Here is a 21,210-nt window from a genome sequence, read left to right on the forward strand (position 1 = left end):
ACCGCTCCGGCCGACCGGGTGCGCGGGTGGGAACCGCGTGCGGTCACCACGTGGAAGGATGGCCGAACTACGACATCGTGAGACCGCGAGAGCATGGGAGAGCACCAGGTGCCTGGCACGAATCTGACACGCGAGGAGGCCCGCGAGCGCGCGCAGCTCCTCCGCGTGGACTCCTACGAGATCGAGCTGGATCTGAGCGGCGCGCAGGACGGGGGGACCTTCCGCTCCCGTACGCTCGTCCGCTTCGAGGCTGCCGAGCCCGCCTCCAGCTTCATCGACCTGGTGGCCCCCGAGGTGCACGAGATCACCCTGAACGGACGGTCCCTCGACCCCGGAGAGGCCTTCGCGGACTCCCGCATCGCGCTGCCCGGCCTCGCCCAGGGCCCCAACGAGCTGGTCGTCGTGGCCGACTGCTCGTACACCAACACCGGTGAGGGCCTGCACCGGTTCGTCGACCCGGTGGATCAGCAGGCCTATCTCTACACCCAGTTCGAGGTGCCCGACGCGCGGCGCGTCTTCGCCAGCTTCGAACAGCCGGATCTGAAGGCCACCTTCCAGTTCACCGTGCGTGCTCCCGAAGGCTGGACGGTGATCTCGAACTCGCCGACGCCGGAGCCGGAGGGCGGACTGTGGCGTTTCGAGCCGACTCCCCGCATCTCCTCCTACATCACGGCGCTCATCGTCGGCCCGTACCACTCGGTGCACAGCACCTGGGAGGGCGGCGGACGCACCGTCGGCCTGGGCATCTACTGCCGCCCTTCGCTGGCCGAACACCTCGACGCCGAGGCGATCTTCGAGGTGACGCGGCAGGGATTCGACTGGTTCCAGGAGAAGTTCGACTACCCCTACCCCTTCGCCAAGTACGACCAGCTGTTCGTGCCCGAGTTCAACGCGGGCGCCATGGAGAACGCGGGCGCGGTCACCATCCGCGACCAGTACGTCTTCCGCTCAAAGGTGACGGACGCCGCGTACGAGGCACGAGCGGAGACGATCCTCCACGAGCTGGCCCACATGTGGTTCGGCGACCTCGTGACGATGGAGTGGTGGAACGACCTCTGGCTGAACGAGTCGTTCGCCACCTACACCTCCGTGGCGTGCATGGCGGCGGCTCCCGGCTCCCGCTGGCCGCACTCCTGGACGACGTTCGCCAACCAGATGAAGACCTGGGCGTACAGGCAGGACCAACTCCCCTCCACCCACCCGATCATGGCGGAGATCCGCGACCTGGACGACGTCCTGGTCAACTTCGACGGCATCACCTACGCCAAGGGCGCGTCCGTGCTGAAGCAGCTCGTCGCCTACGTCGGCGAGGAGGCCTTCTTCAGCGGCGTGCAGCGCTACTTCAAGCGGCACGAGTGGGGCAACACCCGGCTGAGCGACCTGCTCGGCGCCCTGGAGGAGACCACGTGGCGGTCCGACCTGTCGGAGTGGTCGAAGGCGTGGCTCGAGACCGCCGGCATCAACGTGCTGCGGCCCGAGATCGAGACCGACGCCTCGGGCACCATCACCTCCTTCGCCGTACGGCAGGAGGCGCCGGCGCTGCCCCCGGGAGCCACCGGTGAGCCGACGCTGCGCCCGCACCGCATCAGCATCGGCGGATACGACCTGGAGGACGGGCGGCTGCGGGCCTCCCGGCGCATCGAGACGGACGTGACCGGCGACCTCACCGAGGTGGACAACTGGGTGGGCCAGAAGCGTCCCGACGTCGTCCTCCTCAACGACGGGGACCTCTCGTACGCGAAGGTCCGGCTCGACGCACACTCGCTGGAGACGGTCAAGCAGCACATCGGGGACTTCACGGACTCCCTGCCCCGCGCACTGTGCTGGGCCTCCGCGTGGGACATGACCCGCGACGGCGAACTGCCCGCCCGCGGTTATCTCGCCCTCGTACTCTCCGGCATCACCGAGGAGTCGGACATCGGCCTCGTCCAGTCGCTGCAGCGGCAGGTCAAGCTCGCCCTCGACCTGTACGCCGATCCGCGGTGGCGGGAGACCGGCCTGCTGCAGTGGTCGGAGGCGGCCCTGGAGCAGCTCCGCGCGGCAGCCCCCGGCAGCGACCACCAGCTCGCGTGGGCCCGCGCCTTCGCGTCCGCCGCCCGTACGGACGGCCAACTGACGCTGCTGGAAGGCCTGTTGGACGGAAGCACGTCGGTGGAGGGCCTCGCCGTCGACACGGAGCTGCGCTGGGCGCTGCTCCAGCGGCTCGCCGCCACCGGACGGGCAGGGGAGAAGGAGATCGCGGCCGAGCTGGAGCGCGACGCCACCTCGGCCGGCGAGCGGTACGCGGCGATGGCACGGGCCGCACGGCCCACGGCCGAGGCCAAGGCCGAGGCGTGGGCCTCGGTGGTCGGCAGCGGTGCCGCGGAGGAGACGGGGCTTCCCAACGCGGTGCAGGAAGCGGTCATCGGCGGGTTCCTGCAGACCGACCAGAGGGAACTGCTCGCGCCGTACGCCGAGAAGTACTTCGAGGTGGTCAAGGACATCTGGGAGCAGCGCAGTCACGAGATGGCACAGCAGATCGCGGTCGGTCTCTACCCGACGCTCCAGGTCTCGCAGGAGATCCTCGACGCCACGGACGCGTGGCTGGAGAAGGCCCGGCCCGGGGCGGCGCTGCGGCGCCTGGTGACCGAGTCGCGGGCGGGCGTGGAGCGTGCGCTGCGCGCGCAGCAGGCGGACGCGGCTGCTGCGGGCTGAGGCAGGTGTGCGGGGCGCGCGGTGAGGCTGCGCGCCCCGTACCTGGTGCCGTCACCGGACAGAGTCTGCCGGGAGGGGCACTGGAACGGCCGGGGCGTGACCGGGCCGGGTTGGCGGACATCCGGCGGCCCCCCGCGCGGACGGCAGATCCGTCACTCCGGCCCGGCTGCCCCGGAGGCGCCCGAAGGCCCCCGGTCTGCGCCGGGGGCCTCCGTGTGGGGGGATGCGGGCGGTGCATCTCTCAGGCGTGGTGCGTACAACTGCGCTGTTCAGGCGTGGTGCGTTGTGTTGCTACGCGCTGTTCCGGCGTGGTGCTGGGCTGATTCTTCTGTTGGATCTTCTGTTCTTTCCGGCCCGCGGGCCGGCACTGCTGCTGGGCTGTTGTGCTGCTCGGCTACTTGCCGAATGCCGCCTGGTCGAATGCGGCACTCGCCACGCCGTTCGCCCACAGGGACTCGACCTGTGCGGCTTCGTTGGCGTCCGGCTTGTCGTTGGTGCAGGAGGGGCCGGGGCCGCCACCGGACATCAGCTCGCTGCACGGTCCCTCGTAGTGGTCCGGCAGGCCGAGCACGTGCCCGGTCTCGTGGGAGGCGACGCGGTTGGAGTCGTACTCCTGGTTCTGGGCGTAGTCCAGGAAGATGTAGCCGTTGCCGTGACCGTCGGTCGAGGCGTACGAACCACGCGGGTCGTTGCCCTCGCGGTAGTCGAAGCTGGCGTTGCCGCCCTCAGCGAGCGTCACGTTGTTGACGGCCGCGTTCCAGACGGCCGTGCTGTTCGCTATCTCGCTTGCGAAGGTGGGGGCGCCGCTCGCGTCGTAGTTGACGGTGACGGCCTGAGTGCCGGGCTTGGCGGCCTGCTTCTTGAGCGCGTCCTTCACGACGGCCTTGAAGAACGCCTCGGTTGCCTTGTCCGATTCGCCGATGTATCCGGCGCGGGTTGCGCTGCTCTTCGAGGTGCTGCCACTGTCGTCCGGCGTGGCAGCCGAGGCGGGCATCGCACCCAGACCCAAGGCCAGTCCGAGGCCGAGTGCCGCTGAGATTGCCGTGGTGCGGTGTCTCATGGGGGGTCTCCTTGTGGTCCGTAGCGCCGTGACCGCTGCAAGGTGGGGTGCGGCCCCGTGCTTCCGGAAGAACTCCTGCCGACGAAGAGTCTGTTGGAGACCGGGCCGCGCGGGATGATGGCAAGTAGTGATAGGCCCGTCGCATCACCCGATACGCAGGGCGTTCCGGGACCCTTCGGCGTCTGGTGTGACGAACGCCCGCTTGGCTATGCTCCGCCGTGTGGAGCTGGAAGTGAGGCATCTTCGCGCGCTCTGCGCGATCGCCGACACGGGCAGTGTGCACAAGGCCGCCCGTCAACTCGGCATGACTCAGCCCTCATTGACCACGCAGCTCCGCCGGATCGAGCAGGCCGTCGGCGGTCAGCTCTTCTCCCGGGAGCGTACGGGCAGCATCCCCACCCCGCTGGGCAAGTTCGTCCTGTGCCGGGCACGGCCCCTCGTGGCCGAGATGACCGCGCTGGTGAGCGAGGCGCAAGCCGCCGCGAGCCGCGCCGGCGGCGAGTATCTGCGCATCGGAAGCACCGGCTCTCCGGCGGTGCCGGGCTGGTTGCGCAGACTGCGCGCGCGGTTCCCCGAGGCGGACACCACCTTCCACATGGACGCCTCGGCCCACACCCTGCTGCGCATGATCGCGTCGAACCAGCTCGACGCCGTCTTCGTGCACGAGGTCGAGGGCTCGCCGCTGCGGATACCGGACGGCGTGGAGCTGCACGTACTCGTCGAGCGCGAGCCGCAGTTCGTCGCCCTCTCCGCGACGCACCCGGCCGCGTCCCGCCCGGTGCTGAGCCTCGCGGAACTCGCACACGAGAGATGGATGGTGGACCCGACGGCGGACGGTGAATGGACCGGGCTGCGCAGGGTCTTCACCGAGGCGGGCATCAGCCCGCGAGTGGTGCACGGCGACAATCTGGCAGCCGCCGACCTCGTGGCAGCCGGCGAGGTGGTCGCGCCATGCCAGCCCACCGCGCCCGCGCGCCCCGGCAGGGTCGTACGTCCGCTGCTCGGCGATCCGCTGGCGGTGCGGCTGCTGCTGGCGACCCGCGAGACGACCGCGGGTGCGGTTCCCGACACGGCGCCCGTGATCGAACCGGCCGCGCTCCTGGCCGACCTCGAAGCGGCATACCGCGAGGTGGCGTGGGCGAGTGACGCCTACCGTCACTGGTATCAACGGCACGACGACAGCTCGTCGTTGCCGTTCACGGTCGTGGCTTAGGCCTGTCGGACGGGCCCTGGAGCCGGGAGACGTGGCTCAGGGGCGGGCGAACCGGCGCCACCGGAGCTTCAGCCGCCTCACCAGTGCGTCGAAGACGTTCGGCGTGGTGACGGCGACGGACGAATGGCTGCCCTCACCCGAGAGCCGGACCCGGAACCGGGCCCGCTGCGGAGCACCTTCCCGGTCGTCGCTTCCGTACTTGACCGACCCCCACTTGAGGACGAGCCCGTCGTCCACCACCTCGGTGCCCTCCGGGACGAGCACCCGCACCGAGGAGTGCTGCAGGTCGACTTCGACGGCGACCTCACCGGCGAGGACGACCGCCTCGGTCATGTCCAGCCGCACCGCGCCGTGCTTGGCCTCGACGTCGATCCGCCTCGGCACCGGCCAGCGGCCCTCGCGGCGCACGGTCGACCCGTGTGCCCGCAGCACCAGCTCCTGCTGCGGAGCAGGCGATGCGATCTCGGGCAGATCGGCCGTGATCGGCTCCAGCTCGCCGTAGGTCCGCGCCTGATAGGCGAGGGTCATCCGCTCCTCGAACTCGGCGAGGTCGATGCGCCCCTCGCTCGCGGCGTCCCTCAGCCGCTCCACGACCTGCTCACGATCGTCATCCGACGCCCGTTGCGCAAGGCGCTTCGACACCGGTTCGGGCTGCTGTTCGCTCACCCGCCGGATCCTACGGCAGACCTCCCTGGCAGCAGGAGTCCGTGGTGCAGGCCCGACAGGGCAACTGCGGGCCGCGACAAGTCAGTCGGTGTCCGCGCGAGCACGATGGTCAGCTTCGTGTCAGCCCCGTGCCAGCGCCGGGCCGCCCTGCGCGCCCGTCCGTCCGTCCGCCGCGTCGCAGCGCTGCGCCAGCAGTGCCCGTGCCAGGTCGTCGCGTGCCTCCAGCACGAGCCGGCGAAGCGCGGGAGCCGCGTCCTCGTGTGCGGCGAGCCACGCGTCCGTCGCGTCCAGCGTGACCTGATCCCCCTGCAGATCGGGGTAGAGACCCCTTACGACGGCCATGGCGATCTCGATCGAGCGCGTACGCCAGATCTCCTCCAGGGCGTCGAAGTAAGGCTGCGTGTACGGCGCCGTCAGCTCCTGCTGCCCGGGCTGGGCGAACCCGGCGATCGTGGCCTCGACAAGGGCGTTGGAGAGCCGGTCGGAGGTCATCACGGCATCCCACGCCTGTGCCTTGACCTCCGCCGAGGGGCGTGCCGCGAGACAGCGCACATGGTGCCGCTTTCCGGACGCCGTGTCGTCGCGGGCGAGTTCGGCGTCGAGCAGGTCCGCGTCGGCCTCGCCGCGCGCGGCGAGGGTCTCCAGGAACGTCCAGCGCAGCTCCTGGTCGACGACCAGCCCGTCGATACGGGCGGCGCCGTCGCCCTTCGAGCCGTCCGGGCCCGGAGCGCCGAGCAGCCCCCGCAGCAGGCGCAGATCCTTCTCGTCGGTGGCGACCGCGGCGAAGAAGCGCGCCCACGCCAGCTGGTGACCGCTGCCGGGCTCCGCCAGCCGCAGCCCGCTGAGCGCGCCCTCCGCCAGGGCACGCCGCAACTCCGCACGCCGTTCCGGCGCGGAGTAGTGGACCACGGCGGAGCGGCTCCAGGCGTGCAGCGTCTGCAGCACGCCGACGTCCGACTCGGTGCCCGCGAAGGAGAGCACCAGCGAGATGAAGTCCCGCGCGGGCATCAGAGCGTCACGCGTCAGATTCCACATCGCGGACCAGCAAAGTGCCCTGGACAGCGACGGGTTGTGGCCCCCGTCCGCCTCCGGCACCGTGCCCCGCCCGGTCGCCGGTCCCGGCGGCGCGAGCTCGCCGAGGTGCGTACGCAGCGACGCCAGCGAGTCCCGGTCGAAGCGGATCTTGCAGTACGTGAGGTCGTCGTCGTTCACGAGCACCAGATCCGGCCGCTCCGCACCGGCCAGCTCTCCGACGACCGTACGGGCGCCCCGCACGTCCGCCTCCGCCCGCGCGTAGCGGACGAGCCCGCGCTCCAGGCCCTCGTGCCGGTAGAGCCCGACGGCGACGCGGTGCGGCCGCAGGACGGGATGTTCCTCCGGTGCCTCCTGGACCACGGCGAGCTCGGTGATCCGCCCGTCGGCATCGCAAGTGACCCGCGGCGACAGCGAGTTGACTCCGGCGGTCTGAAGCCACGCCCGCGCCCACTCGTCCATGTCGCGGCCCGAGGTCTCCGCCAGGACCGCGAGCAGGTCGGCCAGCGTGGTGTTGCCCCACGCGTGCCGCTGGAAGTAGCGCCGCGCCCCTTCCAGGAAGGTCTCCCGGCCCACGTACGCGACGAGCTGCTTGAGCACCGACGCGCCCTTGGCGTAGGTGATCCCGTCGAAGTTGAGCTTGGCGTCCTCCAGGTCCCGGATGTCCGCCGTGACGGGATGCGTGGAGGGGAGCTGGTCGGCCCGGTAGGCCCAGGACTTGCGGCGGTTGGCGAACGTGATCCAGCCGTCCTTGAACCGCGTCGCCTCCACCAGCGCCAGCGCGCCCATGTAGTCCGCGAAGGACTCCTTCAGCCACAGGTCGTCCCACCAGCGCATGGTGACCAGATCGCCGAACCACATGTGCGCCATCTCGTGCAGGATGACGTTCGCCCTGTGCTCGTACGACGCCTCGGTGACCTTCCCCCGGAAGACGAACTCCTCGCGGAAGGTGACCAGCCCCGGGTTCTCCATCGCGCCGAGGTTGTACTCGGGAACGAAGGCCTGGTCGTACTTGCCGAAGGGGTAGGGGAAGCCGAAGTGGTCGTGGAAGAAGTCCAGGCCCTGCTTGGTGACGGTGAAGACGTCGTCGGCGTCGAAGTGCTTGGCCAGCCCCTTGCGGCACAGCGCGCCGAGGGGGATCTCCAGCTCGCCGCCCTCTCCTTCGAACGTGCGCCGGTAGGTGTCGGTGACGTAGTGGTACGGGCCCGCGACCACCGCCGTGATGTACGTCGAGATGGGCTCGGTCGGCGCGAACCGCCAGCAGGCCGCCCCGCCTTCGCCGAGGCGCTCCGGCTCACCGCGCCGCTCGCCGTTGCTCAGCACCGTCCAGCGGGCGGGCGCGGTGACGGTGAAGGTGAAGCGGGCCTTGAGGTCGGGCTGCTCGAAGTTGGCGAAAACCCTGCGGGCGTCGGCCGGTTCGTACTGCGTGTAGAGGTAGACCTCGCCGTCCTCCGGGTCGAGGAAGTGGTGCAGGCCCTCGCCCGTACGGCTGTAGGCGCAGGCCGCGTCGACGACGAGCTCGTTCTGCGCCTCCAGCCCGTCCAGGGCGATGCGGGAGCCGTCGAAGACGGTGTCGGCGTTCAGCGAGCGCCCGTTGAGGGTCACCGAATGCACCCTGGGGGCCACGAGGTCGGCGAAGCTGGAAGCGCCGGGCTCCGAGCAGCGGAAGCGGATCGTCGTCGTCGAACGGAAGGTCCGGGGCCCCTTCGCCGGCGGGGGAGAGGTGGCCGAGCGCAGATCCAGCGCCACCTCGTAGCCGTCCACGGTCAGCAGCCCGGCCCGTCGCTGTGCCTCCTGCTGGGTCAGGTTCTCTCCGGGCACGGCGCGGCTCCTCTTCTGGGTTCTTTTTCGGTTCTTCTCGGATTTCCCGGGCTTCTCGGCTTCTCCTGCTCCCCCGGAAACCGGCTCCGGCGACGACGCCTCAGCATTTCACGCGGCACACGTACCGCACACGCGGGAATTGCGGCGCGGGTTCGTGCGTTGCCGCAGCAGCCGGACCACCGTTTGCCCGTCCAGCAGAGCCCCTGTCCAGGAGAGCCGAGGAGAACGTGCAATGCCAGAGAAGACCGTCGCCGACTTCTGGTTCGACCCCGCCTGCCCGTGGGCGTGGCTGACCTCCCGCTGGATGCTGGAGGTGGAGAAGGTCCGGCCCGTCGAGGTGCGCTGGCACGTGATGAGCCTCGCCGTCCTCAACGAGAACAAGCTGGACGAGCTGCCCGAGGGGTACCGGGAGCTGCTCGCCTCCGCCTGGGGCCCTGTGCGTGTGTGCATCGCGGCGGAACAGAAGCACGGAAGCGAGGCGCTCGGCCCTCTCTACACCGCTCTCGGCACCCGCCGGCACAACCAGGGCCAGGAGATGTCGCGGCAGCTGCTGGAGGAGGCCCTCGAAGAGGCCGGTCTGCCCGCCGGCCTGGCGGACGCCGCGGACTCCACGGAGTACGACGAGGTGCTGCGCGCCTCGCACAAGGAGGGCATCGACCTCGTCGGCCAGGACGTCGGCACCCCCGTGATCGCCGTGCCCGGCGCCGACGGATCACCGATAGCGTTCTTCGGGCCCGTGGTCACCCCGGCACCCAAGGGCGACGCGGCGGCGAAGCTGTGGGACGGCACGCTGATGGTGGCGTCCACGCCCGGCTTCTTCGAGATCAAGCGCACCCGGGACGTCGGCCCCGTCTTCGACGACTGACGCCACCCGCCCGCGGGCGCGGGGCGCAGGCCCCGCAGTCAGGAGGGCCCCCGTACGTCACGTCCGTACGGGGGCCCTCCCTTTCTCTCCACCTGCCCGGTGAAAGGTGAGAAGACGATCACGAGGGCAGGAGGTCTTCGTGCCGGGGCGCCAGGGCCCTCGGGTGCTCTACAGCGGCGTGAGCAGGGTGTTGCCCTTCTGCTTCGCGGCCGTGTAGCGCCTGCTGACGTCCTGCCAGTTCACCACGCGCCACATGGCCTCGACGAAGTCGACCTTCTGGTTGCGGTACTGCAGGTAGAAGGCGTGCTCCCAGGCGTCGAAGACCAGGATGGGCACGCTGCCCTGGCCGACGTTGCCCTGGTGGTCGTAGACCTGTTCCACGATGAGGCGCCCGGTCACCGGCTCGTACGCCAGAACACCCCAGCCGGAGCCCTGAGTGGTGGCCGCCGCCTTGGACAGGTGGGACTTGAACCTGGCGAAGGAGCCGAAGGACTCGGCGATCGCGTCCGCGAGCTCGCCCGTGCCGTCCTTCTCCAGGGGCTCGCCGCCGCCGTCACCGGTCATGTTCTGCCAGTAGATGCTGTGCAGGATGTGCCCCGAGAGATGGAACGCCAGGTTCTTCTCCAGGCCGTTCACCGCGCCCCACTGGTCCTGTTCGCGGGCTTCGGCGAGCTGCTCCAACGTGTCGTTGGCGCCCTTCACGTAACCGGCATGGTGCTTGTCGTGGTGCAGCTCGATGATCTCGCCGCTGATGACCGGCTCCAGTGAGGAGTAGTCGTACGGCAGCTCAGGCAGCGAATACAAGGCCATGGGCGTTCTCTCCTCGGGACTTATTGCAATTTAGTTGCAAGAGGACGCTACCAGCAACAGCGGCAGAGAGACGGAGCGGCCCCGCAGTGCGGGACCGCTCCGTGAAGCCTCTTGCGCCGGTTCCCCCGGCCGGCGCCAGGCGGTCAGCTCGCGCCGCCACCCGCCTTCGCGCCGGCGGAGCCGTCCCCGGGGCCCGCGCCGGCTGCGTCGTCCGCGCTGTCGCCGCCGTGCGGCCGGGACTTCTGCCGGGCCAGGCCCGTGGCGATCAGCACGACGGTCAGGCAGCCGGTGAAGGCCAGCTGCGTACGGGTGTCGCCCTCGCGCAGCATCAGTACGAGCACGGTGAGGATGCCGAGCAGCGCGATCACCGTCAGCACGGGGAAGCCCCACATCTTCACCACGAGCTTCTCCGGTGCCTCGCGCTCCAGGCGGCGCCTGCCGACCAGTTGGGAGACAGCGATGAATCCCCACACCACGAGCGTCGCGGCGCCGACCGTGTTCAGCAGCCACTGGAAGACCGTGTCCGGCCACCAGAAGTTCAGCAGCACCGCGACGAAGCCGAAGACGGACGAGGCGACGACGGCCCGCCGCGGCACTCCGCTCGCGCTGACCTTCCCGAGGAATCCCGGGCCCTGTCCGCGCGCGATGAGGGAGAAGGCCATGCGGGAGGCGCCGTAGATGTTGGCGTTCATCGCGGAGAGCAGCGCGACCAGCACCACGATGTTCATGACCTGGGCCGCGGCCGGGATGCCGAGGTGGTCGAGCACGGCTGCGTACGGACCTGCGACCACCGACTTGTCGTCCCACGGGATCAGCGTGACGATCACCAGCATCGAGCCCACGTAGAAGACGGCGATCCGCCACACCGCGGTGCGCACCGCCTTGGCGACGCCCTTGACCGGGTCCTCGGACTCGGCGGCGGCGATGGTCACCGTCTCCAGGCCGCCGTAGGCGAAGACGGAGGCGAGCAGGCCGACGACGAGGCCGTTCGTACCGGCGGGCAGGAAGCCGCCCTCGCCGGTGAGGTTGGCCGTGCCGGGAGCGTCGACGCCCGGCAGAAGACCGGCGACGGCGATCGCGCCCAGCAGCAGGAAGGCCGTGATCGCGAAGACCTTCAGCGCCGCGAACCAGAACTCGGTCTCACCGAAGTTGCGTACGGCGACGAGGTTCGTCAGGCAGAACAGCGCCATGAACAGGGCGACCCACATCCACGGTTCGGTGCCCGGCATCCACTGCGTGACGATGTCCGCGGCCGCGGTCGCCTCGGTGGCGATCGCGACGCACAGCAGCACCCAGTAGATCCAGCCCGCCGTGAATCCGGCCCACGGTCCCAGCGCGCGCTCCGCGTGCACGGAGAAGGACCCTGACGCCGGGTTCGCCGCCGACATCTCGCCGAGCATGCGCATCACGAGCATGACGAGCAGACCTGACGCCGCGTAGGCGAGGACGATCGACGGACCGGCGGCGGCGATCCCCGCGCCGGAGCCCACGAAGAGCCCGGCCCCGATCACCCCGCCGAGGGCGATCATGGACAGATGGCGCTGCTTGAGGCCGTGGGACAGAGCGGACTGCCCCCGGTCGGTTCTGGATCCTCCAGGGCTGGGAGGTGGCGCGTCGGGCAGCTCGGTGCGCGTCATGAAAGGCCGTTCCTGAGAAAAGACTGCGGATGGTCGATGTATCGGCAAACCAGTCTGGCAGCGGGGCCGCAGGGCCGATCAAGCGGGCCGAGAACAGCACCGGAGGGCTCCAACGGACCGTGCGGCGGCCCAGGTCGGCACGGGCGGGCGCACGTCCTGGGCACTCCTGCCGCGGCCTCGCGGGGCGCCGGGCCCTGTCTGCCTGCTCACATCGCTCCGGCGCGGATTCGGCTAGCGTCGAACGGTTCGCACTCCGAACAGACCCTTACCGATATCCGTACCGACAAGGACCCGGAGCCGCCCGATGAGCGCCCTCACACCCACCGCCGACCCCCGCCCCGGCACCGTTCTCGCCGATGTGCTCACACCGGCCTCCGCCTCCGTCGCCGGGCCCCGCGCGCACATACGCGACGCGGTCCTGGTGCTCGGCGGGGCCGCGCTGACCGGCCTGGCGGCCCAACTCTCCGTCCCCGTACCGGGGTCGCCGGTCCCCGTCACCGGGCAGACCTGCGCGGCGCTCCTCGTCGGCGCGGGGCTCGGGGCACGCCGCGGCTTCCTGGCCATGGCGCTCTACACGCTCGCGGGCGCGGCCGGGATGCCGTGGTTCGCCGACGCGGACTCGGGCGTCGCCATGCCCTCGTTCGGCTATGTGCTCGGGATGCTGCTCGCCGCCACCGTCGTCGGCGCCCTGGCACGGCGCGGCGGTGACCGGGGGCCGCTGCGCACCGCCGGGACGATGGCCGTGGGCATGGCCCTGACGTACGCGGTGGGCGTGCCCTACCTCGCCGTCGCCGCCGGCATGTCGCCGTCCGAGGCGGTCGCGGCCGGTCTGGTGCCCTTCCTCATCGGGGACCTGCTCAAGGCGGGGCTGGCGATGATCGCGCTGCCCGGCGCCTGGAAGCTGGCGGGCCGACGCGGCTGACGGCAAGCCGTCGTCCGAGGTCACGCCCGGTGCCGGGCGAGCCGCCCGTGCGTCATAGACTCGGCGCCATGCGCGTGTACCTCGGCTCCGATCATGCCGGCTACGAACTCAAGAACCGCCTCGTCGAGTGGCTGCGGTCGGCCGGGCACGAGCCCGTCGACTGCGGCCCTCACATCTACGACGCCGCCGACGACTACCCGCCCTTCTGCCTGCGCGCCGCCGAGCACACCGCGCAGGACAGCGAGGCCCTGGGCATCGTCGTCGGCGGCTCCGGCAACGGCGAGCAGATGGCCGCGAACAAGGTCAGGGGCGTGCGCTGCGCGCTGGCCTGGAGCGAGGAGACGGCGTCGCTGGCTCGCGAGCACAACAACGCCAACGTCGTCAGCATCGGCGCGCGGATGCACACGACGGACGAGGCGCTGAAGTTCGTGGAGACGTTCCTCAACACGCCCTTCTCACAGGGGGAACGGCACGAGCGCCGCATCGACATGCTCTCCACGTACGAGATCACGGGGCAGCTGCCGCCCGTGCCGGCACACCACCCGGAGTCCTGACCGCATGCCCGAAGGGCACACCATCCACCGGCTCGCCCGGGACTTCCGGGAGCGCTTCGGCGGACGCAAGGTGCGGGCCTCCAGCCCGCAGGGGAAGTTCTCGGACGGAGCCGCCCTGGTCGACGGGCAGGTCCTCTCGGAGGCCGAGGCCCACGGCAAGCATCTCTTCCTCGGCTTCGACGGGGCGGGCTGGGTGCACGTACACCTCGGCCTGTACGGCAAGTTCACCTTCGGCACGGGTCCGGCGCCCGCCCCTGTCGGACAGGTACGGCTGAGGGTCGAAGGCGAAGGCGAAGGCGAAGGTGGCGACGGCGGAGGCGTGCACGCCGATCTGCGCGGCCCGACCCGCTGCGAGCTGATCACGGAGGCTGAGAAGCTGGCGGTCGAGGACAGGCTCGGCCCCGACCCGTTGCGCCCCGACGCCGACCCGGAGGACGCCTGGTCACGCGTCTCCCGCAGCCGCACGACCGTTGCGGCGCTGCTGATGGACCAGAAGATCGTCGCGGGCGTCGGCAACGTCTACCGCGCCGAGGTGCTCTTCCGGCACGGCATCGACCCGTACCGTCCGGGGCGCGGTCTGAGCCGTACGGAGTGGGACGCGATATGGGCCGACCTCGTCGAGTTGATGCACGAAGGCGTGCGCAACAACCGCATCGACACCGTGCGCCCCCATCACACTCCGGAAGCCATGGGACGCGCCCCGCGCGTCGACGACCACGGCGGCGAGGTGTACGTCTACCGGCGGGCCGGGATGGCGTGCCACGTCTGCGGTGAGCCGGTCCGCACGGCCGGGCTGGCGGCGCGCAACCTCTTCTGGTGCCCGGCCTGCCAGCCGGCCTGATCCCCCCGGCCGCGCCCCACCCCCTCCGGCCCTTCTGGAGGACCCCTTCCGGGGCTCCGTTCTCAGAAGCCGTGCGGCAGCCACGGCGCCGCGTCCGTCGCGAAGGCGACCGACGCCGCGCCCAGCGCGCCCTCCCGCAACTCGCGCACCCGGCCCGCCGAGGCGAGCGCCCGCAGCGAGGTGCCGCCCAGATAGGCGGCACCCAACTCCCGTACGGACAAAGCCAGTTCAGCCGGATCGTCCGTACGCTCGCACGTCGCGCCCGCGCTGTCGCCGCAGAGCCGCCAGCGGCCCTCGTTCCAGGGGCAGAAGGCGTCCTCCACATCGAGGACCACATCGACGGGCACGGTGTACGTACGGGCCGCCAGGGCCGCCCCCACCTCCACCGGGCGCGCGAACAGCGCGTCCCCCCAACGCGGCCGGCACAGCCCGATGCTGTCCCCCACCATGTGCAGCCAGGCGTCGTCGACGGGGCGGCCGCGCACGCGCAGCACCCGCATCAGGTCCATGTCGAACAGGCAGCGCCAAAGGGCCCCGTACGCGGCGGTGTCCAGCGCCTCCAGATCGCGCAGCACAACCTGGCCGTCCGGGGTGCCGTGGTCGTCGTCGGCGGACTTGAGGGCGTACCGCGCATAGCCGCGCACCTCGCCCTTCTCGTCCTCCGCCAGGAGGCAGGCAGGCGCGGTGGTGCCCTCGCGGCCCGGCTGCGGGTGGGTCAGCGGCCGGCGCTCCCAGCCCGGCCGGCGCTCCAGCATCCCCGCCCGCTGGGGGACCCGGCGGGCGTAGACGGCTTCGCACACGTCGAGGACGGACTCCGGGTCGTTCACGATCCGCAGCCGCAGACGGTCCGACTCCGGCGGCACGTCCAGAGTGACCCGGTGGGTGTCGATGTCGGCGTCGAGCTCCCGCGTCGCCATGCCGTAGCCGAAGCGTCCGTAGATGCGCGGCTCGGAAGCGGTGAGAACCGAGAGTGGCTCCACTCCGGCCGCCCGGGTCTCGTCCAACTGCCGCCGCATCATGGAGCGGAGGATTCCGCGACGCCGGTGCGTGGTCGCGACATGAACCATCGACAGGCCCGCCGCCGGTACGGCCGCCCCGCCGGGCACGGTCATCCGGAAGGAGATCAGGCTCGACGAGCCGACGATTTCACCGTCGTCCCACGCAGCGACCGACCGGTCGATTTCGGTCAACTCCCGGTACAGCTCCCTGTCGAGGTCTCCGGCGGCTCCGAAAGCGCGAAGAATTCCGTCGTACCAGAGGTCCCATTCGGACCGGCGCAGAGGGCGCAACTCGGTGGTCATGTGCCTTCTCTAGCAGGGGTTTTGAGAAAGAGCGAACACATTTCCGTGCCCCGGCAGCCCTGTGCACGTGCGTATGCACGTTCCGTCGTTCGTGCACCTCGTGAACGGAATCGACGCACTGGTCAAAGGCTCGATAAGGTCCATCTGCATGGCGGTACGTCGTCCGAGCCTCACACCCCCCAGGGCCCGGTTGCACAACACGCGAAGAGCGTGGCACCGGGCTCGCACAGGGCTGCGCCGCTCCGCCGTCGACTATTTCCGGGGCGGCGTCTCGGACTGGCTCGCCTTCAGCGCGCTGCTTCTCACGATTCCGGCTCTGACCGTACTCACGGTGATGATGCCGCTGTGGGCCGCACCGGAAGCGCTCGTGATGCCGCTCATCGCCGGCGGGCTGCTGCTGCGTCCCGCCAGTCTCCTCGCGCTCTACGCGTCGGCCGCCGTGGCGCTCATCGTCGAGTCCGCGATGCTGGGCCCCTACCAGGATGGTGCCGGGCGGGTCACGCCCGGCACCATCCTGGTCGTGGCCACGGCCGGGCTGTCGGGCCTGCTGATCGCCCAGTTCCGCAGCCGCGTCGGGGTGCCGTGGCGGCGCGGCGGCACCATGCTCTTCGACCTCCGCGAACGCATCCGCGTACAGAGCAAGCTGCCCAGGCTTCCGCGCGGCTGGCACCGAGAGATGGCGCTGCGGCCCGCGGGCGGGCAGTCCTTCTCGGGCGACTTCGTGGTCGCCGCGCGCACCGGCACGGGGGAGCGCACCCTCGAGGTCGTGCTGACGGACGTCTCGGGGAAGGGCATGGACGCGGGCTCGCGGGCGCTGCTGCTCTCCGGAGCCTTCGGCGGCCTGCTGGGGTCCCTGCCCCCGCACGCCTTCCTGCCCGCCGCCAACGGCTATCTGCTCCGGCAGGACTGGGACGAGGGCTTCGCCACCTCCGTGCACCTCGTCCTCGACCTCGACAGCGGTGACTACGAACTCTTCTCGGCGGGGCACGTGCCCGCCCTCCAGCGGGGCGCGGGCACCGGCAAGTGGGAGGAGAAGTCGGGCGAGGGCCCTCTGCTCGGCGTCTACGAGGGCGCCCAGTTCGACCCCGTGAAGGGGACGCTGCACCACGGCGACGTACTGATGCTCTTCACCGACGGCCTCGTCGAGACCTCCGAGCGGGATCTGGCGGACGGCCTCGACCGGCTCACCGGCGAGGCCGACCGCCACGTGGCTTCGGGCTTCCAGGGCGCCGCCTGGCACCTGATAGAGACGGTGGCGCGGGACGTCAACGACGACCGTGCGCTGCTCCTGCTCTGCCGGGGCTGACTGCTGGGGCTGAGCCCCGGAGACGCCCGCCGGAGACGCCCGCCGCCGACACCTGCCGCCCACCTCCCGGCGCGGAGGCCGGGCCAGGGGCGGGCAGCGCGCAGCAGTCAGGGCCGGTCCCGGAGGCCCGGCCCTGACTGCGGGTGTTCTCGTCGTTCCCCTCGGCTGTGCGCACGGTGCGTACGTCCGCGCGGCGTCCGCCTACCTGGCGTGCTTGCCGCCGCTCCCGCCACGCGATCCCGTGCCGGACGTCCCGTACGACGAGGACGCGGCAGAACCGGACCGGGCGAACTCCTTCGAGCCCGGCTGCACCGGCCCCTCCGGAGCGGCTGGTGTGACGGGCTGTGCGGGAGCCGCATGACCGGGCTGGTGCGCGGCCGCGGAACCCTTCTCGCGGGCGCGTGCCTGCTCGCCCGCGTCCCGCTTGAAGAACCACTCCATCTTCGGCTCCATGGCGAAGCGGAAGACGCGGCGTACGGGCCAGGTGCACAGGATGGTCATCATGACCGCCGCCATCACCGTGATCACCACGCGGCTGACGGGGTGGTCGACCCACTCCATGTCGTACCACTCGAACTCACGCGAGATCTTGATCGGGTAGACGTGGATCAGATACGCGTACAGCGTGCCGGCGCCGAGGCTCGTGAACCACATGTGCCGTCGCGGCACCAGCGCGAGGAAAGCGGCGGTCAGCACGAGCCCGCAGCCGAAGGTGGCGAGCGTCATCACACCGCCCACCCACGCGGGCGCCCCGAGCTCCTGCGAGGCCTTGTCGTGCAGGAACCAGCCCTTGGACATCCGCGGCACGGCCCAGTAGGCGACCAGCAGCGCACCGGCGAAGACGGGCAGCGCCGCCAGCCGGAACCTGCGCCGCTTGATGATCTGGAAGTGCTCGGGCCGCAGTTGGAGGCCGAGCACGAAGTACGGCAGGAAGGTGGCCACCCGCATCAGGTTCAGGTCGCTGTTGATGCTGGGGGTGACTCCGGCGGCGACGGCGATGGCCAGCGCGACGGGCAGCGGCCAGCGCAGGCTCTTCCACAGCGGCGTGGTCAGCCGCCACAGGAAGAGGGCGACGAGGAACCACAGCGCGAAGCCCGGCTCCTGGTAGTGGAACTCCCGGTCGGGGTTGTCGCTGGCCCACCGCATGAAGAAGGTGTAGATCGTCTGGAAGACCACGTACGGCACCAGCACGCCGGTGACGAGCCGCTTGATCTGCCGGGGCTTGCCCTCGAAGCTGCGCGAGAGGTAGCCGGAGACGATGATGAACGCCGGCATGTGGAAGGCGTAGAGCACGAAGTAGAGCGCGCCGGCCATGCGGCTGTCGTCGCGCAGGGGATCCCACACGTGTCCGATCGCGACGAGCACGATCGTGAGGTACTTCGCGTTGTCGAGAAAGGGGTCCCGCTGGTCCGCGGGCTTTTTCTTGACCTTGGCCGGCGGCTCCGCGGACGCGTCACTCGTCGCGGAGGGGGACTCCTGGCGGACCGGGGGGAGCGGTGCCCGCTCATAACCAGCGTGCAACATCTGTCGCACCTTAGCGGTCAAACCTGTGAGGCGTAAATTCTTGGCGAGATTCCAACACGCCTACCCGGAACAGTTTTCGACATACGCCCACCAGCCAGGATTTCCTGCGCCGATGCCCGGCGGGCGAGCCGTTCTGTTGCGACATGTCCGTTATGACCGGACATACGGACGCTGGGCCATCGGCCGGTCCCCGGCCCCATCGGGGCTTGATTGCTTCCCGCCCGGACCGTTTCCGGAACCCGTTGTGATCGACTCCACAACACCCCGCCATGCGGGGCCAATTCGCGCCGGCGGCGCCCCGGAGTCATGGACCCTCTTGCACATGTTGCATTACCGCTGCGCAGCGCATTGATCGGTGTGGGGGGTCCCGAATTTCCGTACGTAATACGCCCCGGCACGCGGTGGAAGATGCGTCACGAGTGTGCCCGGAGCGTGTAGGGGGTGTGCGCGCGGGGGAGAACCGCAACGACCGGGGAAGCTCCATGGCCGATGAATCGTCACCCAGCTCCACGCGCCCGCGACTTGGTGGCACGATGGTCCGCGGCGGGGGCAGTGGTGGCGACGGGCCCCTCGGCCGTGAGGCGTTCCGACCGCGAGGGTGTGATCAGTTGTGGCCATTTCACTGTCTGTGGTGCTGCTGTTGGCAGTCATCCTGGTGGTGATGATCCGGGGCGGGTCGATCAAGGCCGGGCCCGCCATCGTGGCGGTGCTCTTCGGCTTCTTCCTGGCCTCGACAGACATAGCGCCGTCCGTCAACCGGTTCATGAACTCGCTTGCGGACATGGTCAACCAGATCAGCTTCTGAGCCGCCCGGCGTCAGCGCCCTGCGCGCGCCGATCGCCCGCACCGAGCGCTCACAAGTGCACACAGGGCACCGGCGACGCGGTGCACGCCGAAGGGCCGGCCCCACCGGGGCCGGCCCTTCGCGCTTTCCGAGCGGGCGACGGGAATCGAACCCGCGTAGCTGGTTTGGAAGACCAGGGCTCTACCATTGAGCTACGCCCGCAAGTGCCCCGCCCCATACGTCGGTGACGGGATTCCAGGCCGTGAACCCGGCGTCGTCACGGCCTCGGCCGGGAGGACGCTCGGAGCGGCACGGAGTGCATCTTAGTGCATGTACTCTACGTGTCGCACCGACGGGGTGTGGCGCAGCTTGGTAGCGCGTCCGCTTTGGGAGCGGAAGGTCGTCGGTTCGAATCCGGCCACCCCGACCACGTACTATGCAAGACGCGCGAGCCTGTGTCGTGTCCGGATTCCGAGCCGTTTGCGGGGCACCCGGCAGAGCGTTATATCCCCAAGCAGTCAGCCCCAAGGAGACCGACCGTGAAGAGCGCCGTGGAGACCCTGAACCCCACCCGGGTTCGGCTCACAGTCGAGGTGCCCTTCGAGGAGCTCAAGGACAGCCTCGACGCGGCGTACAAGAAGATCAACCAGCAGGTCACCGTCCCCGGTTTCCGCAAGGGCAAGATCCCTGCCCGGGTGATCGACCAGCGGTTCGGACGCGGCGCGGTGCTGGAGGAGGCCGTCAACGACGCGCTTCCGAAGCTCTACCAGTCGGCTGTCGAAGAGGGCGAGCTGAACCCGCTCGGCCAGCCCGAGGTCGACATCACCGACCTGAAGGACAACGAGCTCCTGGCCTTCACGGCCGAGGTCGACATCCGCCCCGAGATCGAGATCCCTGACTACTCGGGCATCGAGGTCGAGGTCGAGGCCGCCGAGGTCTCCGACGAGGAGGTGGACAAGTCCGTCGAGCAGCTGCGTGAGCGCTTCGCCTCCACCACCGTCGTCGAGCGCGCCGCCGCCGAGGGCGACGTGGTCAAGGTCGACCTGCAGGCGAAGGTCGACGGCGAGGTCCTCGAGGACGGCGTCGCCGAGGGCATCGACTACACGATCGGCTCGGGCGAGCTGCTCGAAGGCATCGACGACGCCGTCACCGGCCTCGAGGCCGGTGGCACCGCCACCTTCACCTCCGAGCTCAAGGGCGGCTCCGCCGCCGGCAAGGAGGCCGAGGTCTCGGTGAAGGTCGAGACGGTCTCCTCACGCGAACTGCCCGCCCTGGACGACGACTTCGCCCAGCTGGCCAGTGAGTTCGACACCCTTGAGGAGCTGCGCGAGGACAGCCGCAAGCGCCTCGGGCAGCAGAAGAAGTACGAGCAGGCCACCGAGGCCCAGGAGAAGGTCCTCGACGCACTCCTCGAACTCGTCGAGGTTCCCGTTCCGGACAAGCTGCTCGCCGAAGAGGTCGGCACCCGCAAGGACAACCTCGTCAACAACCAGCTCGGTCAGATGGGACTCGACCTGGCGACGTACCTGCAGATGCAGGACAAGTCCGAGGAGGACTTCGACGCCGAGCTCAAGGAGCAGGCGGAGAAGGGCATCCGCACCCAGTTCGTCCTCGACGAGCTGGTCAGCACGGAGAAGCTCAACGTCAGCCAGGAAGAGCTGACCGAGCACCTGATGCGCCGTGCGCAGTCCTCCGGGATGAGCCCCGACCAGTTCGCCCAGGCCGTCGTCGAGGGCGGCCAGGTGCCGATGCTCGTCGGTGAGGTGGCCCGCGGCAAGGCGCTGGCGACCGTCGTGGAGAAGGCCACCGTCAAGGACACCAACGGCGAGACCGTCGACCTGGACGACGAGGACGAGACCGCCGAGACGGTCGAGGCCGGCGCGGACGCCGAAGCCGGCGAGCAGGCCGCCGCGGCGGACGCCGGGGAGACCGAGGAGCAGGGCTCCGGCGAGGACCAGGAGAAGAAGTCGGAGGGCTGACCTCCGTCCTCTCCGCGCCCTCTCGCGGCACGCACCGCGGCGGTACGCACGCGGGCCCGCGCACCCCTTCGGTGCGCGGGCTTCCGGGCTGCACAGAGGGCCTGTGGGACCTGCGCTGACAGCGAACAGCTCCCTGTGCGGGATGGCTCCGCCGGTGCCGCGCGTTAGGGTCCCAAGTGCATGAAGACCCCAGAGACGGCA

16 protein-coding genes and 2 tRNA genes are annotated in these 21,210 nt (G+C 70.3%); 10 read left to right on the forward strand and 8 right to left on the reverse strand.

The features are described 5' to 3' along the window. Positions 1–108: 108 nt before the first annotated feature. Complete coding sequence (gene pepN / locus AN215_RS16585) at positions 109–2,694, forward strand: aminopeptidase N (RefSeq protein WP_070014000.1); 2,586 nt, start codon at positions 109–111, stop codon at positions 2,692–2,694. A 394-nt stretch (positions 2,695–3,088) separates the two neighbouring features. Here the strand turns inward: pepN (AN215_RS16585) and snpA are convergent, their stop codons facing one another. Then, a complete protein-coding gene (gene snpA, locus AN215_RS16590) occupies positions 3,089–3,754 on the reverse strand; it encodes a snapalysin (RefSeq protein ID WP_070013754.1) in 666 nt (221 codons plus the stop codon). A 208-nt stretch (positions 3,755–3,962) separates the two neighbouring features. On the opposite strand from snpA, the gene AN215_RS16595 reads away from it, so the two are divergent. Then, positions 3,963–4,967: a LysR family transcriptional regulator gene (locus AN215_RS16595; RefSeq protein ID WP_070013755.1), complete on the forward strand. Its 1,005-nt coding sequence runs from the start codon at positions 3,963–3,965 to the stop codon at positions 4,965–4,967. 36 nt (positions 4,968–5,003) lie between these two features. Here AN215_RS16595 and AN215_RS16600 read toward each other — a convergent pair whose 3' ends face one another. Both AN215_RS16600 and pepN (AN215_RS16605) read right to left on the reverse strand, forming a co-directional pair. Next, positions 5,004–5,633 carry a DUF1707 SHOCT-like domain-containing protein gene (locus tag AN215_RS16600; RefSeq protein ID WP_070013756.1) on the reverse strand — a complete coding sequence of 210 codons (630 nt, stop codon included), beginning with the start codon at positions 5,631–5,633 and terminating at the stop codon, positions 5,004–5,006. A gap of 120 nt (positions 5,634–5,753) precedes the next feature. After that, positions 5,754–8,486: an aminopeptidase N gene (gene pepN / locus AN215_RS16605; protein ID WP_070013757.1), complete on the reverse strand. Its 2,733-nt coding sequence runs from the start codon at positions 8,484–8,486 to the stop codon at positions 5,754–5,756. 232 nt (positions 8,487–8,718) lie between these two features. Here pepN (AN215_RS16605) and AN215_RS16610 point away from each other — a divergent pair, with 232 nt between their 5' ends. Then, positions 8,719–9,351: a mycothiol-dependent nitroreductase Rv2466c family protein gene (locus tag AN215_RS16610; RefSeq protein WP_070013758.1), complete on the forward strand. Its 633-nt coding sequence runs from the start codon at positions 8,719–8,721 to the stop codon at positions 9,349–9,351. Positions 9,352–9,519: 168 nt separating this feature from the next. On the opposite strand, the gene AN215_RS16615 is transcribed toward AN215_RS16610, so the two are convergent. Both AN215_RS16615 and AN215_RS16620 read right to left on the reverse strand, forming a co-directional pair. Next, a complete protein-coding gene (locus AN215_RS16615; RefSeq protein ID WP_070013759.1) occupies positions 9,520–10,161 on the reverse strand; it encodes a superoxide dismutase in 642 nt (213 codons plus the stop codon). A gap of 143 nt (positions 10,162–10,304) precedes the next feature. Further along, the gene (locus tag AN215_RS16620; protein WP_070013760.1) at positions 10,305–11,798 is read right to left on the reverse strand and encodes an amino acid permease; all 1,494 of its coding nucleotides are present in this window, start codon (positions 11,796–11,798) and stop codon (positions 10,305–10,307) included. Positions 11,799–12,102: 304 nt separating this feature from the next. On the opposite strand from AN215_RS16620, the gene AN215_RS16625 reads away from it, so the two are divergent. The 3 genes from AN215_RS16625 (at position 12,103) to AN215_RS16635 (ending at position 14,115) form a co-directional block, all read left to right on the forward strand. After that, positions 12,103–12,720 carry a biotin transporter BioY gene (locus tag AN215_RS16625; RefSeq protein ID WP_070013761.1) on the forward strand — a complete coding sequence of 206 codons (618 nt, stop codon included), beginning with the start codon at positions 12,103–12,105 and terminating at the stop codon, positions 12,718–12,720. 68 nt (positions 12,721–12,788) lie between these two features. Next, the gene (locus tag AN215_RS16630; RefSeq protein WP_070013762.1) at positions 12,789–13,274 is read left to right on the forward strand and encodes a ribose-5-phosphate isomerase; all 486 of its coding nucleotides are present in this window, start codon (positions 12,789–12,791) and stop codon (positions 13,272–13,274) included. Between the two features lie 4 nt (positions 13,275–13,278). Further along, positions 13,279–14,115, forward strand: coding sequence for an Fpg/Nei family DNA glycosylase (locus tag AN215_RS16635; protein ID WP_070013763.1), 837 nt, complete (start codon positions 13,279–13,281; stop codon positions 14,113–14,115). 62 nt (positions 14,116–14,177) lie between these two features. Here the strand turns inward: AN215_RS16635 and AN215_RS16640 are convergent, their stop codons facing one another. After that, positions 14,178–15,416 carry a GNAT family N-acetyltransferase gene (locus AN215_RS16640; RefSeq protein WP_070013764.1) on the reverse strand — a complete coding sequence of 413 codons (1,239 nt, stop codon included), beginning with the start codon at positions 15,414–15,416 and terminating at the stop codon, positions 14,178–14,180. Positions 15,417–15,564: 148 nt separating this feature from the next. Here AN215_RS16640 and AN215_RS16645 point away from each other — a divergent pair, with 148 nt between their 5' ends. Further along, positions 15,565–16,722, forward strand: a complete 1,158-nt coding sequence (locus AN215_RS16645) for a PP2C family protein-serine/threonine phosphatase (RefSeq protein WP_070014001.1) — start codon at positions 15,565–15,567, stop codon at positions 16,720–16,722. 201 nt (positions 16,723–16,923) lie between these two features. Here AN215_RS16645 and AN215_RS16650 read toward each other — a convergent pair whose 3' ends face one another. Then, entirely contained in the window at positions 16,924–18,246 is a 1,323-nt protein-coding gene (locus tag AN215_RS16650; protein ID WP_070013765.1) for an acyltransferase family protein, read from the reverse strand. 610 nt (positions 18,247–18,856) lie between these two features. Here AN215_RS16650 and AN215_RS16655 point away from each other — a divergent pair. After that, complete coding sequence (locus tag AN215_RS16655) at positions 18,857–19,051, forward strand: hypothetical protein (protein ID WP_055485007.1); 195 nt, start codon at positions 18,857–18,859, stop codon at positions 19,049–19,051. A 130-nt stretch (positions 19,052–19,181) separates the two neighbouring features. Here AN215_RS16655 and AN215_RS16660 read toward each other — a convergent pair. Then, a tRNA-Gly gene (locus AN215_RS16660) sits at positions 19,182–19,252 on the reverse strand. 131 nt (positions 19,253–19,383) lie between these two features. Here AN215_RS16660 and AN215_RS16665 point away from each other — a divergent pair. Both AN215_RS16665 and tig read left to right on the forward strand, forming a co-directional pair. Beyond that, positions 19,384–19,460 (forward strand) — tRNA-Pro (locus AN215_RS16665). Positions 19,461–19,569: 109 nt separating this feature from the next. Then, the gene (gene tig, locus AN215_RS16670) at positions 19,570–21,009 is read left to right on the forward strand and encodes a trigger factor (protein ID WP_070013766.1); all 1,440 of its coding nucleotides are present in this window, start codon (positions 19,570–19,572) and stop codon (positions 21,007–21,009) included. The last annotated feature ends 201 nt before the right edge of the window (positions 21,010–21,210 follow it).

The sequence above is a fragment of the Streptomyces abyssalis genome (genome assembly GCF_001751365.1).
GTDB lineage: Bacteria > Actinomycetota > Actinomycetes > Streptomycetales > Streptomycetaceae > Streptomyces > Streptomyces abyssalis.

Bases quoted from the DNA above. Each gene is read 5' to 3' on its own strand.
- AN215_RS16595 (WP_070013755.1), top strand. From the start codon at position 3,963: ATGCTCCGCCGTGTGGAGCTGGAAGTGAGGCATCTTCGCGCGCTCTGC.
- AN215_RS16640 (WP_070013764.1), bottom strand. From the start codon at position 15,416: ATGACCACCGAGTTGCGCCCTCTGCGCCGGTCCGAATGGGACCTCTGG.
- snpA (WP_070013754.1), bottom strand. From the start codon at position 3,754: ATGAGACACCGCACCACGGCAATCTCAGCGGCACTCGGCCTCGGACTG.
- AN215_RS16650 (WP_070013765.1), bottom strand. From the start codon at position 18,246: ATGTTGCACGCTGGTTATGAGCGGGCACCGCTCCCCCCGGTCCGCCAG.
- AN215_RS16645 (WP_070014001.1), top strand. From the start codon at position 15,565: ATGGCGGTACGTCGTCCGAGCCTCACACCCCCCAGGGCCCGGTTGCAC.
- AN215_RS16615 (WP_070013759.1), bottom strand. From the start codon at position 10,161: ATGGCCTTGTATTCGCTGCCTGAGCTGCCGTACGACTACTCCTCACTG.
- AN215_RS16630 (WP_070013762.1), top strand. From the start codon at position 12,789: ATGCGCGTGTACCTCGGCTCCGATCATGCCGGCTACGAACTCAAGAAC.
- AN215_RS16635 (WP_070013763.1), top strand. From the start codon at position 13,279: ATGCCCGAAGGGCACACCATCCACCGGCTCGCCCGGGACTTCCGGGAG.
- AN215_RS16610 (WP_070013758.1), top strand. From the start codon at position 8,719: ATGCCAGAGAAGACCGTCGCCGACTTCTGGTTCGACCCCGCCTGCCCG.
- AN215_RS16620 (WP_070013760.1), bottom strand. From the start codon at position 11,798: ATGACGCGCACCGAGCTGCCCGACGCGCCACCTCCCAGCCCTGGAGGA.
- AN215_RS16625 (WP_070013761.1), top strand. From the start codon at position 12,103: ATGAGCGCCCTCACACCCACCGCCGACCCCCGCCCCGGCACCGTTCTC.